The sequence below is a fragment of the Rhizobium sp. P40RR-XXII genome (genome assembly GCF_012641405.1).
Lineage (GTDB): Bacteria > Pseudomonadota > Alphaproteobacteria > Rhizobiales > Rhizobiaceae > Rhizobium.
Genome location: NZ_JABAII010000012.1, coordinates 157,398 through 171,984 on the forward strand (window position 1 = coordinate 157,398; position 14,587 = coordinate 171,984).

Consider the following 14,587-nt stretch of genomic DNA (forward strand, 5'->3'; position numbering starts at 1 on the left):
ATCGCCCCTCAAACAGTTTGACGAGCCTCCCGGCCCTTCGCTTTGGCTCAGGGCGTTCGCCGCTGCAATCGATTCACTGGATCGATTGCTCGGCTCGGGCGTTGCCCGACCACGTCTCACCCCCCCGTCATCGGCGGGAAGAGCCCAATCTCCCGTGCTCCGGTGATGGGCTCGTCATGATCGGCATGCTCCATGTCGACGGCGACGCGAATGGCTTCGGGGAATTGAAGTGCTGCCTCGTATTCCTCGCCCAAGCCTTTCAAATGGCTGAGGAGATCGCCGACGGTGACGACATCGGCGGGAAGGGAAATCTCCTCTTCCGCTTTGCCGATTCGCTCGCGCACCCAGGCGAAATAGACGAGCTTCGTCATCATTCCTCATCCACGACATGCTTCAACCCAGCCCGAAAATAATCGTAGCCGGTATAGATGGTCAGCAGCGCCGCGATCCAGAGCAGGACGATGCCCATCTCCGTTGTGTAGGGTAGCACCTTGTCGCCCGCTGGCCCAGCCAGAAGGAAGGCGATGGCCACGAGCTGGGCAGTCGTCTTCCATTTGGCGATGCGTGTCACAGGAACGCTGACCTTCAGTGCCGCCAGATATTCACGCAGGCCGGAAACCAGGATTTCGCGGCAAAGGATGATGATGGCGGCCCAGAGCGACCAGCCGGCAATCGTACCGTCGGCTGCGACCAAAAGCAGGATCGCCGAGACCAGCAGCTTGTCGGCGATCGGGTCGAGCATGCGGCCGATATTCGAGGTCTGGTTCCAGATCCGCGCGAGATAGCCGTCTAGGAAATCGGTAAGCGAAGCGATGACGAAGATCCAGAGCGCGACCCAGCGCGCGAAATCGGAACCTTCCAGCTTGCCTTCGATGAAGAAGCACAGAACGATCAGGGGTACGCAGAGAATGCGGCCGTAGGTGAGCAGATTGGGGATGCTGTAAGCGCGCGAAGCCATGGAAATCGTTTCGTTTCGTTATCTCGGCGGACCGCGATGAGTTTCCGTTTCGGTCTCATCGTGCTCCGGGCATTTGATGATCTCGATCTTCTCCAAAAACCGCTTCGCACTTTTTGGGATCAAATCCTAGATGATGGTTTGCTTAGCTTATCGTCAATATTGTTTCTGTTTTTTCACCGCTATTGCGTGGAATTTGCGACCAGCTTTTTCTATTTCGCGGCGTCTTCGTGAAAATGGTTATAGACTTGACGCGCAACACCCTCCGATATGCCGTCCACCGCCATCAGATCCGAAAGGGCGGCGCGCGATACCGCCTTGGCGGTGCCGAAATGCTGCAGCAACGCCCGCTTGCGCGAAGGGCCGATGCCGCCGATCTCGTCCAGTGGGTTTTTCACCATCTCCTTCTTGCGGCGGGCGCGATGGGAGCCGATGGCGAAGCGGTGCGCCTCATCGCGCAGTCGCTGGATGAAATAGAGCACGGGATCGCGCGGCGGCAGCGTGAAGCTTTCGCGAGAAGGAGCAAAGAAGCGTTCGCGCCCTGCATCACGGTCGACGCCCTTGGCAACGCCGATGGCGATGACGCTGTCGGTAATCCCGAGCTCCTCGAGAATGGCGCGCACGGCCGTCATCTGCCCCTGGCCGCCGTCGATGAGGATGATATCGGGCCAGGCGGGGAAGGGGCGATCGGCGGCATCCACTGTCGCGTCCGCCATGGCAGTGCGGTCGGGCTTGCCTTCCTCCTTCAGCAGCCGGGAGAAGCGGCGGGTCATGACTTCGCGCATCATGCCGAAGTCGTCGCCCGGCGTGATGTCGGTCGATTTGATGTTGAACTTGCGGTACTGGCTTTTCACGAAGCCTTCCGGCCCGGCCACGACCATGCCGCCCACCGCATTCGTGCCCATGATGTGGGAGTTGTCGTAGATCTCGATGCGCTGCGGGGTGTAGGGAAGCTTGAACGTTTCCCTGAAGCCTTCGAGCAGCCGTGATTGCGAGGCGGTTTCCGCAAGCTTGCGGCCATGCGCCTCGCGGGCATTGGCAATGACATGCTCGACCAGATCGCGCTTCTCGCCGCGCTGTGGCACGAGGATCGTAACCTTGTGGCCGGCCTTTTCGCTGAGGGCTGCCGCCAGCAGCTCGATTTCCTCGACCGTCTCCGAAAGCAGAATCTGCCGCGGTACCGGCTTGTCGTCATAGAACTGCGCCAGGAAGGCGTTCAGTACCTCGGCGCCCGAGAGCGAGGGATCTGCCTTCGGGAAATAGGCGCGGTTGCCCCAGTTCTGGCCGGTGCGGAAGAAGAAGACCTGAATGCAGGAAATGCCGCCCTCGTGATGGATGGCGAAGACATCGGCTTCCTCGACGCCGGCGGGATTGATGCCTTGATGGCTCTGTACATGCGACAGCGCCGCCAGCCGGTCGCGAAAAATGGCGGCGCGCTCGAAATCCAGATCTTCGGCGGCGGCATTCATCGCCTCGGCCATATGCGCCTTGACGTTCTGGCTCTTGCCCGAAAGGAAGTCCTTCGCCTCCTGCACCAGCTCTCCATAGCCCGCATCGCTGATCTCGTGCGTGCAGGGGCCGGAACATCGCTTGATCTGATAAAGCAGACAGGGCCGTGTGCGTGTCTCGAAGACGCTGTCGGTACAGGTGCGGATGAGGAAGGCGCGCTGCAGCGAATTGATGGTGCGGCCGACGGCGCCGGCCGAAGCGAAGGGGCCGAAATACTCGCCCTTGCGGGCACGGGCGCCGCGATGCTTGAAGATGGCCGGCGCGCGATGGTCGCCCGTGATCAGGATGTAGGGAAAGGATTTGTCGTCGCGCAGCAGGACGTTAAAGCGCGGGCGCAAGCGCTTGATCAGATTCGCTTCCAGCAGCAGCGCTTCCGTTTCCGTGCGCGTGGTGACGAATTCCATATTGGCGGTTTCGCGCACCATGCGGGCGATGCGGTTGGAATGCACCTTGCCCAATGCATAGTTGGAGACGCGCTTCTTCAGGCTGCGGGCCTTACCCACGTAAAGCACGTCGCCGACCTCGTTGAACATGCGGTAGACGCCGGGGTTGTTCGGCAGCCGCTTGACGAACTCGGCGATCAGCTCGGCGCCGCGAAGTCCTGTCTCGTTCTTGCCGCCTTCGTTCCAATCGACGGGCGCAACAGGGGAGGCGACGGCATCGCCCTCTACCTCGATGTCGTCTTCGATATCGTCTGATTCGTCGTAGAGAATGCCGCCATCGGGCAGCTTTCTTCCATTCATTCCGCACTCTCCGACACGTCTGGCGTTTCCCAGGCAAGGTGCTGGCCGCCATCGAGCGCTATCATTTGGCCGGTGATCGACGGCGTGTCAAAAAGAAAGCGGATGGTCCGGCCGAATTCTTCGAGCCCCGGCGCTGCCTTTAATATGAGGCCGTCGATCTGCGCTTTAAAGTCTTCTTCGCTCTGCCGCACGCTGCGCACCGTCGGTCCCGGGCCGATGGCATTGACGCGGATGCGGGGGGCGAAACTCTGCGCCATTGTCTGCGTCGCGGTCCAAAGCGCTGCCTTCGACAGCGTATAGGAATAGAAGCGCGGATTGAGCGCCCAGACCCGTTGGTCGACTATATTGACGATCAGCCCCGGATGCGGCTCGGGAAGCTGCCGCACGAAATCGGCAGCCAGGATCGACGGCGCGCGAACATGCACCGCGAAATGCGCCTCGAAGGCTTCCGCGTCGAAACGATCGGCGGAATCGCCGAGGAAAGCGGAGGCGTTGTTGACCAGGAGATCGAGCGGGCCGAGGGCATCCGTGGCCCTTTCGACAAGGGCTGACGTCTCGGCCAAATTTTGCAGATCGGCCTTGATCGCAATCGCCTTTCGGCCCATTTGCCGCAATTTCGCCGCGATTTCCGAAGCCTCGGCGAAGGATTGGTTGGCGTGCAGCGCTACCGCAAAGCCGTTAGCCGACAAATCCTCGGCAATTGCCCTGCCTATTCTTTTGGAAGCGCCCGTTATCAACGCCGTGCGTAGTTTTTCCTGGCTCAAGAGATTGCCTTTTGCTCGTCGTTATCCAATCGACGCTCATATAGGGCGTCGATACACCATATGAAAAGATGCGTGAGCAAATGACGCTCTTTGAGGTTTCTTATGTAAAGCTTGAGATATATTTAGATTAAAATAAGTATACACGCTTTAACCATTGGTTATGGTTAACAATTCGTCTGTTGCGATGAAGCAACATCGAAATTCAGCCATGTCTGTGCCACAATGATATCATATTTTGGCTCTTCCAATTCCTCATTTGCATTCCAATTTCAACCTCGATCCGGGAGGGATATTTTTTAATTGCTCGTGACGCTTCGAAGTCAAAGATAGTAGCGAAGCACACGGGCCTGAAAGGAGAAAAGTATGCGTACTCTTATCACGACCCTTATGGTCTCCGCTTTCGCTCTCGGCGGTTACACCGCAGCTCAGGCTGCTGACGCTGTCGAGCAGATTCCGCAGCCGCCCGTCGCTCAGGAAGCAGCTCCGGTCGTCAACAACTGGTCCGGCTTCTACATCGGTGGTGCTGGTGACTGGCACAAGGGTCACTTCAGCCACAACGGCAACGCCTACGGCTTCGGCGGCCAGGCCTTCACCGGCTACAACTGGCAGCAGGGCCAGATCGTATACGGCGTTGAAGCTGACCTTGGCTACTCCGGCGCCGACGCGACCCGCAACGGCCTGACCGCCAAGAACGGCGTCAATGGCTCGGTTCGCGGCCGTCTCGGTTACGACTTCAACCCGTTCATGCTGTACGGCACGGCCGGTCTGGCAATCGGCCAGAACAAGCTCTCCGACGACACCTCGTCTGACAGCAAGACGGCTGTTGGCTACACGGTCGGTGCTGGTGCTGAAACCTTCATCACCAACAACATCACGGCTCGCCTCGAATACCGTTACACTGACTACGGCAAGAAGAACTTCAACCTCGACTCCGGCAACTTCTCGCGTGGTTACGACGAGCAGAGCGTTAAGGTCGGTATCGGCGTCAAGTTCTAATCATTTGACGGCACGGACAGACGAAAAAACCGGGGTTTGCGCCCCGGTTTTTTCGTCTGTCCGTATTGCCAAAATCGGGCAGCGGCATGGCTTGCGTCGCAAGCCGCTGTCGGGACGGCAAAATCAGGCTTGCGGCTTCATCGCCGGAAAATCGGGGAAATGCTTCTCGAACTTGTGCGCCCAGTCGATCAATCCCGCGTGGTCCGCCTCCCATTGCCCCTCGAAGCGGAGTTGCAGATAGCCGACGAGGGCGGCAAGCGCGAAATGTCCCGCGTGCAATTTCTTGCCGATCTTCGGCGGCTCGGCATCGAGATGGGTGAGGGCGCGGCTAACCTTGGTCCACTGCCGGTCGATCCAGGGTTGATGCTGTTTTTCGGGCTCGCGAAGGCGGCGCTCGTAGACGATCGACAGGAGGCACTCATTGGTGCCGTCGATCATCGCTTCCAGAACCTCGATTTCGGTGCGCTTTCCCTTCTTTGAAGGATAGAGCCCGCCCTCGCGACGATCGAAATAATGCATGATGGCGCGGCTGTCGAAAATGGCGCCCTCGTCGGTCAGCAATGTCGGGATCTTGCCCAGCGGATTGTTGTCGATGAGCAGCGTCGGCCCGGCATTCGTATCGACATGGATCTCCTCGAGCTTGATCCCGAGATGGCGCGCCGCCATGCGCACCTTGCTGGAGAAGGGGGAGGTGGACGAGCAGAGAAGTCTCATGAAATCACCTGTTAGGGTATGTGGAGCAAATTCAATGTTCGCCGCGCAGCCAGAAGGCACGCTGCGAGGCGAAGCGGTCTTGCGCCAGAATGTCCTTCAAAGCAGGCAGCAGCGCGTGCAGCTCGTCCTTCAGCGTGAAGGGCGGGTTGACGATGATGAGGCCGGAGCCGGTAAGTCCGGTGAAGCCGCGATCGCTTTTGACCGTCAGCTCGGCGCAGAGCATCTTTGGAATTTCCAGCGCCTGCAGCGCCTCGTGGAACTGTTTGATCGGCGCGTCCTTCTTGATCGGATACCAGAGGCAGTAGGCGCCGCCGGGAAAGCGGCGCCAGGCCTTCGCCAGGCCGTCGATCAACCGCTCATATTCGCCCTCCTCCTCGAAAGGCGGGTCGACGAGCACGATGCCACGCTTCTCCTTCGGCGGCAGATGCGCGCCGAGCGCCAGCCAGCCATCGAGTTCGGTGATGCGCGCGTGGTGATCGCCCTCGAACAGGCGGTGCAACCGATGAAAATCGTCCGGATGCAGCTCCGTGGCCGAAAGCCGGTCCTGCGGGCGAAACAGCATGCGCGCCAGCTTCGGCGAGCCGGGATAGAGCCTGACGCCGCCTTCGGGATTCAGCTGTCGAACGGCGGTAAGATAAGGCTCAAGCAGATCGGCCACCTGCGGTACGAGCTCCGCCTCCAGCAGCCTGCCGATGCCATCGCGCCATTCGCCTGTCTTCTGGGCCTCTTCGGACGAAAGATCGTAAAGCCCGATGCCGGCATGGGTGTCGAGGACGCGAAAGGCCTTGTCCTTGTTCTGCATATAGCGGACAAGGCGCGCGAGGATCGCGTGTTTCAAGACATCGGCGAAATTGCCCGCGTGGTAGATGTGCCGATAGTTCATTGTCGGTGAAGTCCGCATGAATTGTTGAGATGGGCCGGATTGTCTCTAGTGGCCGGACATTGCTTGAAATATACAAACATCATGAACATTGCGACCCCCATCCAAGCCAAATCGCGCGTCGGCCACACTGCCTGCCCGCATGACTGTCCCTCCACCTGCGCGCTGGAGGTCGATCTGACTGAAGACGGCAGGATCGGCCGGGTTCGCGGCGCCAACGATCATTCCTATACGTCCGGCGTCATCTGCGCCAAGGTCGCACGCTACGCCGAGCGGCTCTATCATCCCGATCGGCTGATGAAGCCGCTGCGCTGCGCCGGCGCCAAGGGCGAGGGGCGCTGGCAGGAGATTTCCTGGGACGATGCGCTCGACGAAATCGCCGAAGCCTTCGTCAAGGCCGAAGCCAGGGATGGCAGCGAGGCGATCTGGCCTTATTTCTATGCCGGCACGATGGGCTGGGTGCAGCGCGACTCCATCGAGCGGCTGCGCCATGCCAAGCGCTATTCCGGCTTCTTCTCGTCGATCTGCACCAATCCGGCCTGGACCGGCTTCACCATGGCGACGGGCGTGCTGCGCGGCCCGGACCCGCGGGAAATGGGGCGTACGGATTGCGTCGTCATCTGGGGCACGAATGCCGTGGCAACCCAGGTCAACGTCATGACCCATGCGATCAAGTCCCGCAAGGAACGCGGCGCCAAGATCGTCGTCGTCGATATCTATGACAATCCGACGATGAAGCAGGCCGACATGGCCCTGATCGTCAAGCCGGGCACGGATGCCGCACTTGCCTGCGCCGTCATGCACATCGCCTTTCGCGACGGCTATGCCGACCGCCCCTATATGGCCAGATATGCCGACGATCCCGCCGGGCTTGAAGAGCATCTGAAATCGAAGACCCCGGCATGGGCGGCTGCGATCACCGGCCTTTCGGTCGACGAGATAGAAGCCTTCGCAAAGCTCGTTGGGATAACCAAGAAAACCTACTTCCGTCTCGGCTATGGCTTCACACGCCAGCGCAACGGCGCGATCGCCATGCACGCGGCAGCGTCGATCGCCACCGTTCTCGGCTCCTGGCAATATGAGGGCGGCGGCGCCTTTCATTCGAACAGCGATATCTTCCGCATGGACGCAAGCGAATTGATCGGCCGCGCCATGAAGGACCTCGATGTCCGCATGATCGACCAGTCACAGATCGGCCGCGCTTTGACCGGCGATGCCGTAGCGCTTCGCCACCGCGGCCCGGTCACGGCCATGCTGATCCAGAACACCAATCCGGTAAACATCGCGCCGGAACAGCGGCTGGTGAAGCGCGGCTTTGCCCGCTCCGACCTCTTCGTCGCCGTGCACGAGCAATTCATGACCGATACAGCCGAGATGGCCGATATCGTCATCCCCGCCACCATGTTCGTCGAGCATGACGACATCTATCGCGCCAGCGGGCAGAATCACATTCTCCTCGGCCCGAAACTGGTGGAGCCGCCGCCGACCGTGCGCAGCAATCTTTTCGTGATCGAAGAGCTCGCCAAGCGCCTCGGCGTTGCGGATCGTCCCGGCTTCGGCTTCTCGGCCCGCGAGATGATCGATCGCGTTCTGTCGAGGAGCGGCCTGCCGGATTACGATTATTTCCTCGAGCACAAATGGTTCGACCGCCAGCCGGACTTCGAGGATGCGCATTTTCTCAGCGGTTTCGCTCATCCCGACGGCAAGTTCCGCTTCCGTCCGGATTGGGTCAACCAGCCGGCGCCGAACCGTCCGCCAGAGGCCATCGGCCTGCTCGGCCCCCATGTCGAGCTGCCGGAGTTTCCGGATCAGGTCGATGTCATCGAGGTCGCCGATCCAGAGCATCCATTCCGGCTCGCCACCTCGCCGGCGCGCAACTTCCTGAATTCGAGTTTCGCGGAGACAAAGACATCGCGGCAGAAGGAAGGACGTCCCGAGGTGATGATCAATCCGGCCGATGCCGAGGAGCTCGATATCATCCATGGCGATCTGGTCCACATCGGCAATATGAGAGGCGATATCCGCCTGCATGCGCGCGTGACGGCGGAAGTGAAGCCGGGCGTGCTGATTGCCGAAGGTCTTTGGCCGAACAAGGCCCATGTCGACGGCGAGGGCATCAACGTGCTCACCGGCGCCGATCCCGTCGCGCCCTATGGAGGCGCGGCTGTCCATGACAACAAGGTATGGCTTCGCAAGGACGTGGCATGAGTAAATTCGAAAAGGCGAAAGCCGAAATCGTCAGCGAAAAAACGCTGGCGGATCAATGGACGCGGCTCAGCACTTTTGAAGTCGATTACACGGATTCGCAGGGCGAAAAGCATCGACTGAAGCGCGAAGTCTATCATCGCACGCCTGCCGCCTGCATCCTGCTTTATGATCCCAGGCGGGAAACGGTGGTTCTGGTCCGGCAGTATCGCCTGCCGTCGCAGCTTGTCGGCCTGCCGGAGAGAATGATCGAGGTGCCCGCCGGCTTGCTCGATGGCGACGATCCGGAATCAGCGATCCGCCGCGAAGCCATGGAGGAGACCGGCTTTCGCGTGCGCGACGTCCGTTTCCTGTTCAAGTCGATGACGTCGCCCGGCTCCTCGACCGAGGTCATCCACTTCTTCGCCGCGGTGATCGATATCTCCGATCGCGTTGCCGATGGCGGCGGGCTTGCTGAAGAGCATGAGGACATCGAGGTCCTGGAGGTTCGTCTGTCCGACGCAATTGCGATGATCGAGAGAGGCGATATCTGTGACGCCAAGACGATCATGCTGTTGCAATGGGCGGCTTTGAATGTCGCCAGCCTAAAATAGGTTGCTGCGTGGGGAAGCTTCGTGAAAACTCTGCTCCCCCTTCATCACAATGTCACGAATCGAGCTTACCGGGGCGTGCCGGCCCGAAAACATTCGAATGTTTCCGCGCCTCCTTCGATCATGGACGCTGTTTCAGGAGAAAGCCGATGTGGCTCAGCAATTTCACGCTCGTTCTTCCCAATGAAGTCGTCGGGAGGGGCGCGGTGCGCATCGAGGATGGCGTGATTGCCGAAATCCGCTCCGAGCCGGTGGAGCAGCCGACCTTCGATGGCGGCGGCCGTTTGCTGATGCCGGGCTTCGTCGACCTGCATTGTGACATGATAGAGCGCGAGATCGCGCCGCGACCGAATGCGATGATGCCGATCGATTTCGGCATTCACGAACTGGACAAGAAACTGGCGGCGGCCGGCGTCACCACCGCCTTTGCGGCCCTCTCCTTTGCGACCGAGAGCGTCTACGGTCACGTCCGCTCGCTCGAAACCACCTCGGCGGTGATCCGCGGCATCGGCAGCCTGCGCGATGAGCTTCTGATAGATCATCGCGTCCATGCCCGCTACGAAATCACCAATCTCGGCGCGGCTCCGACCCTGGAGCAGCTGCTGGAAGAAGGCTCCGTCGACATGGTCTCGCTAACAGATCATACGCCGGGGCAAGGGCAATACAACGACATCGAAAGCTATATCCGCAGCATGTCCGAGCGCCGCTCCATGTCGCGCGAAGCGGCCGAGGAAGTCGTGGCGAAACGTATCGCACAGCGGCAGGACCCGGAGATCGAGCGCAAGCTGCACGACGTGGTCGCACTTTCGCTGAACCACAAGCTGTCGCTGGCCTCGCATGACGACGACAGCGCCGAAAAGGTCGCAGCAATGCATGAACTCGGTGTGACGATCAGCGAGTTTCCTGTGACGGGACCGGCGGCCGAAGAGGCCTGCCGCCGCGGCCTCTGGACGCTGATGGGCGCGCCGAATGCGCTGCGCGGCCAGTCCATGTCCGGCAATCTCAGCGCCCTGGATGCGGCTCGCTCCGGTCTGCTCGGCATCATCGCGGCCGACTATCATCCGGCTGCCTTCGTGCCGGCGATCTTCAAGATCGCCGATGTCGTCGGTGGTGGCCTGCCGGCCGCCGTTGCGATGGCAACGTCCAACGCTGCCCGTTCGGCCGGTCTGATAGATCGCGGCGAAATCGCCGTCGGCCAGCTTGCCGATCTGGTGGCCGTCGAGCCTGGCTCGGTCCACCGCATCCGCGCCACCTTTCGCGGCGGCCGCATCGTCTATAGTGACGGCACGCTGCATCCGCTGATGGCAATGGCAGCCTGAGGAAAATGATTGAAGGCGCAAGTTGAGGGGGCGTCTGGCGCCGGAATTCCCTATTTAACCTGCATCACCAAGCAGTGACACAACCTGCCGTCCATGGATGACAGGCGTGCTGGCAAGGCTGACGGCCCGGCCAGCTTCCATCCTGACCCTGCCTTCCGCCAGCAGCCGCAGCGATTGCGGATAGATCTGGTGCTCGACCGTGAGCACGCGAGCGGCAAGGCTATCGGCGGTATCGCCTGTTAGTACGGGCACGGCGGCCTGGCCGACGACCGGGCCATCGTCCATGCCTTCGGTGACGAAATGCACGGTGCAGCCGGCAATGCGCATACCGGCGTCGATGGCGCGCTGATGCGTATGCAGGCCGGGGAAAAGCGGTAGCAGCGACGGATGGATATTGATGATCCGGCCCTCGTAAGCCTGAATGAAGCGGCCGGAGAGCAGCCGCATATAGCCGGCAAGGCAGATGATGTCGGGCGAAAGGGCTTCCAGCTGCGAAAGGATTGCCTCTTCATGGGCTTCCTTGCTTACAAACTCCTTGCGCACGAAAGCGAAGGTCGCAGCCCCCTCGGCGGCAGCCTTTGCCAGGCCGCCGGCATCCGCCTTGTCGGAGATGACGCCGACGATCTCGGCCGGATAGTCGGGCGTTTTCGTGGCTTTCAGCAGAGCCAGCATGTTGGAGCCGCCGCCGGAGATGAAGACGACGACGCGTTTGCGCGGCGTGGTCATAGAGCCAGAGTGCCCTTGTAGACGGTGCCGTGCGCGCCTTCTTCGCGAGCGATCATGCGGCCGAGCGTAACGACTGCTTCGCCTTCCGCCTCAAGTGCGGCCCTCACGGCCTCGACGTTTTCTTGGGCGACGACGACGATCATGCCGACACCGCAGTTGAAGGTGCGCAGCATTTCCTTGGCCTCGACGCCGCCAACCTTGGCAAGCCAGGAGAAGACCGGCGGCACCGTGACGGCGGCAAGATCGATTTCGGCGGCGAGGTGCTTCGGCAGCACGCGCGGAATGTTCTCGGGGAAGCCACCGCCGGTGATGTGGGCAAGAGCCTTGAGGGCATGCGTTTCGCGGATAGCCTTGAGCAGCGGCTTCACATAGATGCGCGTCGGCGTCAGCAGCGCTTCGCCGAGCGCCTTGCCCTCGGCGAAGGGGGCCGGTGCATCCCAGCCGAGGCCGGAAAGCTCGACGATCTTGCGCACCAGCGAAAAGCCGTTGGAGTGAACGCCGGAGGAGGCGAGGCCGAGAATGACGTCGCCTTCGGCAATATCGCCCGAGGGCAGCAGCTGGCCACGCTCGGCGGCACCGACGGCAAAACCCGCCAGGTCGTAATCGCCGTCGGAATACATGCCCGGCATTTCCGCCGTCTCGCCACCGATCAGCGCACAGCCCGCCTCGCGGCAGCCGGCAGCAATACCGCCGACGATCGCCGCACCCTGGTCGGGGTCGAGCTTGCCGGTGGCGAAGTAATCGAGGAAGAACAGCGGCTCGGCGCCCTGGACGACCAGATCGTTCACGCACATGGCCACGAGGTCTATCCCGACGGTGTCATGATAATTGGCGTCGATCGCGATCTTCAGCTTGGTGCCGACGCCGTCATTGGCAGCAACCAGCACCGGATCGGTAAAGCCCGCGGCCTTGAGGTCGAAGAGGCCGCCAAAGCCGCCGATCTCGCCGTCGGCGCCGGGCCGGCGCGTCGAACGGACGGCAGGCTTGATCTTTTCGACCAGCAGGTTGCCGGCGTCGATATCGACGCCCGCGTCGCTATAGGTCAGACCGTTTTTTCCAGACTGGCTCATGCTTCCGCCTCCGATGGCCGCCTGTCCATTATGACAGGGCTTTGATGGCGTCGCCATTGCATGATAGGGGCCTTTATGCAAGGCGCAAGCGCCGCAAACCCTTCGATTTTCCCCGCTTCCCATTGCCCGAGGCAGATTTCCGGCCCCAGGCTTGACCATAAATGCGGCATCATCCTATGTCCTAAGCACACGGCAAACGGGCTGGAAGCAACGGGGAAGATGATGGAGCAAAAGGTCAGCGGGGCGAGCCTCAAGCGCCAAGTCACGTTCTGGGTGATCGTGCTCGTCGTCTTCATCGGCTTCGTCTACATCTTCAGCACGATCCTGCTGCCCTTCATCGCCGGCATGGCGGTCGCCTATTTCCTCGATCCGGTCGCCGACCGGCTGGAGCGGATCGGGCTCAGCCGCCTGATGGCGACAGTGGTCATCCTCGTTTCCTTCGTGCTGATCTTCGCGCTGGCGCTGACGATCGTCATTCCGATCATCATCAACCAGTTCAACGATTTCATTCAACACATACCGACCTATGTGCAGCAAGCGCAGCAGCTGGTCGCCAAGGCGCAGACGATGGTGCTGCCGGACTGGATCCGCAATCAGCTGGGCGCCATCAAGGATAATTTCTCCAGCATCATGTCCGACGGGCTGAGCTTCGTCGGCGGGCTGTTCGCGCAGATCTGGAGCTCCGGCAAGGCGCTGGTCAATATCATCTCGCTGATGGTCGTCACGCCGGTCGTCGCCTTCTACATCCTGCTCGATTGGGATCGTATGATCGCCAAGGTGGACGACTGGACGCCGCGCGATCATGTCGCCACCGTCCGCCAGATCGCCCGGGAGATCGATCAGGCGATCGCCGGCTTCATCCGGGGGCAGGGCTCGCTCTGCATCATTCTCGGCGTCTATTACGGCGTCGGCCTGTCGCTGGTCGGCCTGAACTTCGGCCTGCTGATCGGCCTCTTCGCCGGCATGATCAGCTTCATTCCCTATGTCGGCTCGCTGGTCGGCCTCATCTTGGCGGTCGGCGTCGCGCTGGTTCAGTTCTGGCCCGATTATCTCTGGGTCGGTCTGACGCTCGCCGTCTTCTTCACCGGCCAGTTCCTCGAAGGCAACGTCTTGCAGCCGAAACTCGTCGGCGAAAGCGTCGGCCTGCATCCGGTCTGGCTGATGTTCGCCCTTTTTGCCTTCGGCGCGCTCTTCGGCTTCGTCGGCCTGTTGATTGCGGTCCCGGCGGCTGCCGCTTGCGGCGTCCTTGTTCGCTTCGCCCTTTCGCGGTACCTTCAGAGTGATCTTTATTACGGACGCTCGGAAGCGGGCAAGGCGCGCAGAGCCAAGGCCGGCAAGCCCGAGAACAGCTAGACATGACCGACGCAAAGAACGCTGATCTGAGGCGCAAGGCCGCCGAACAGCTGGCCTTGGCCTTTACGCACGATCCCGCAAACGGGCGTGACGACCTGCTCGTCGCCGATCCGTTGAGCGCGGCGGTGAGGATCGTCGATTCCTGGCCGAATTGGCCATCGCCGGTGGTTGTCCTGGCCGGTCCCGTCGGCTCGGGTAAATCGCATCTCGCCAGCATCTGGAGCGAGCGGTGCGGCGCCGTCCACATCCACCCCGTCGCAGGTTCCGATGCCGCGGTCGCGGCCTCGAACGGTCCTGTTATCTTCGAGGATGTGGATCGCCTCGGCTTTGACGATACAGCGCTCTTTCATGTCATCAACAGCGTTCGCGAAAACGGCACCAGTCTTCTGATGACAAGCCGGCTCTGGCCGATGTCCTGGCCGGTGACGCTGCCTGATCTGCGCTCCCGCCTGAAGGCGGCAACGGTTGTCGAGATCGGCGAGCCGGACGAGGAATTGCTGTCGCAGGTGATCGTCAAGCTCTTCGCCGACCGGCAGCTTTATATCGATGACAAACTCGTCCTTTATATCGTTAATCGCATGGAGCGTTCCTTGAACGCAGCGCAGATGATCGTCGACAGGCTGGACCGGCTGGCACTTGGGCGAGGCACAAGGATCACGCGAGTGTTGGCCGCTGAGGTCTTGAATGAACTGGGCAATTCCGGCCAGCCGGATTGAGCGGATGCCGACTGTCACAGTTCCGTCGTCAAACTGATATACGTGGC

General features: G+C 61.0%; 14 protein-coding genes. 6 read left to right on the plus strand and 8 right to left on the minus strand.

The features are described from left to right. Positions 1-116: 116 nt before the first annotated feature. From moaD to HGP16_RS22245, 4 genes are all read right to left on the minus strand, one after another. Complete coding sequence (moaD, locus tag HGP16_RS22230; RefSeq protein ID WP_168842199.1) at positions 117-371, minus strand: molybdopterin converting factor subunit 1; 255 nt, start codon at positions 369-371, stop codon at positions 117-119. Next, positions 371-958, minus strand: a complete 588-nt coding sequence (gene pgsA, locus HGP16_RS22235; protein WP_168842156.1) for a CDP-diacylglycerol--glycerol-3-phosphate 3-phosphatidyltransferase — start codon at positions 956-958, stop codon at positions 371-373. The genes moaD and pgsA overlap by 1 nt, the downstream gene beginning before the upstream one ends. Positions 959-1,167: 209 nt before the next feature. Next, positions 1,168-3,207, minus strand: a complete 2,040-nt coding sequence (uvrC, locus tag HGP16_RS22240; RefSeq protein ID WP_168842157.1) for an excinuclease ABC subunit UvrC — start codon at positions 3,205-3,207, stop codon at positions 1,168-1,170. Next, positions 3,204-3,971, minus strand: a complete 768-nt coding sequence (locus HGP16_RS22245; protein WP_168842158.1) for an SDR family oxidoreductase — start codon at positions 3,969-3,971, stop codon at positions 3,204-3,206. The genes uvrC and HGP16_RS22245 overlap by 4 nt, the downstream gene beginning before the upstream one ends. 363 nt (positions 3,972-4,334) lie before the next feature. Between HGP16_RS22245 and HGP16_RS22250 the strand changes: the two genes are divergently transcribed. Further along, positions 4,335-4,967 carry an outer membrane protein gene (locus HGP16_RS22250; protein WP_168842159.1) on the plus strand — a complete coding sequence of 211 codons (633 nt, stop codon included), beginning with the start codon at positions 4,335-4,337 and terminating at the stop codon, positions 4,965-4,967. Positions 4,968-5,090: 123 nt separating this feature from the next. Here the strand turns inward: HGP16_RS22250 and HGP16_RS22255 are convergent, their stop codons facing one another. Together HGP16_RS22255 and HGP16_RS22260 are read right to left on the minus strand one after the other, a co-directional pair. Continuing rightward, positions 5,091-5,681 (minus strand): glutathione S-transferase, encoded by a 591-nt coding sequence (locus HGP16_RS22255; protein WP_168842160.1) that lies wholly within the window; start codon positions 5,679-5,681, stop codon positions 5,091-5,093. Between the two features lie 31 nt (positions 5,682-5,712). After that, positions 5,713-6,564, minus strand: coding sequence for a 23S rRNA (adenine(2030)-N(6))-methyltransferase RlmJ (locus HGP16_RS22260; protein WP_168842161.1), 852 nt, complete (start codon positions 6,562-6,564; stop codon positions 5,713-5,715). A gap of 81 nt (positions 6,565-6,645) precedes the next feature. Between HGP16_RS22260 and HGP16_RS22265 the strand changes: the two genes are divergently transcribed. From HGP16_RS22265 to HGP16_RS22275, 3 genes are all read left to right on the plus strand, one after another. After that, a complete protein-coding gene (locus tag HGP16_RS22265) occupies positions 6,646-8,769 on the plus strand; it encodes a molybdopterin-dependent oxidoreductase (protein ID WP_246703508.1) in 2,124 nt (707 codons plus the stop codon). Further along, on the plus strand, positions 8,766-9,359 hold the full coding sequence (locus HGP16_RS22270) for an NUDIX domain-containing protein (RefSeq protein WP_168842163.1): 594 nt from the start codon (positions 8,766-8,768) through the stop codon (positions 9,357-9,359). Before HGP16_RS22265 ends, HGP16_RS22270 begins: the two co-directional genes overlap by 4 nt. 146 nt (positions 9,360-9,505) lie before the next feature. After that, complete coding sequence (locus HGP16_RS22275; RefSeq protein WP_168842164.1) at positions 9,506-10,675, plus strand: alpha-D-ribose 1-methylphosphonate 5-triphosphate diphosphatase; 1,170 nt, start codon at positions 9,506-9,508, stop codon at positions 10,673-10,675. 54 nt (positions 10,676-10,729) lie between these two features. On the opposite strand, the gene purN is transcribed toward HGP16_RS22275, so the two are convergent. Next, positions 10,730-11,401, minus strand: a complete 672-nt coding sequence (gene purN, locus HGP16_RS22280; RefSeq protein ID WP_168842165.1) for a phosphoribosylglycinamide formyltransferase — start codon at positions 11,399-11,401, stop codon at positions 10,730-10,732. Next, a complete protein-coding gene (purM, locus tag HGP16_RS22285) occupies positions 11,398-12,471 on the minus strand; it encodes a phosphoribosylformylglycinamidine cyclo-ligase (protein WP_168842166.1) in 1,074 nt (357 codons plus the stop codon). Before purM ends, purN begins: the two co-directional genes overlap by 4 nt. 222 nt (positions 12,472-12,693) lie before the next feature. On the opposite strand from purM, the gene HGP16_RS22290 reads away from it, so the two are divergent. Beyond that, entirely contained in the window at positions 12,694-13,824 is a 1,131-nt protein-coding gene (locus HGP16_RS22290; protein ID WP_168842200.1) for an AI-2E family transporter, read from the plus strand. Between the two features lie 2 nt (positions 13,825-13,826). Continuing rightward, complete coding sequence (gene hdaA, locus HGP16_RS22295) at positions 13,827-14,540, plus strand: DnaA regulatory inactivator HdaA (protein WP_168842167.1); 714 nt, start codon at positions 13,827-13,829, stop codon at positions 14,538-14,540. The last annotated feature ends 47 nt before the right edge of the window (positions 14,541-14,587 follow it).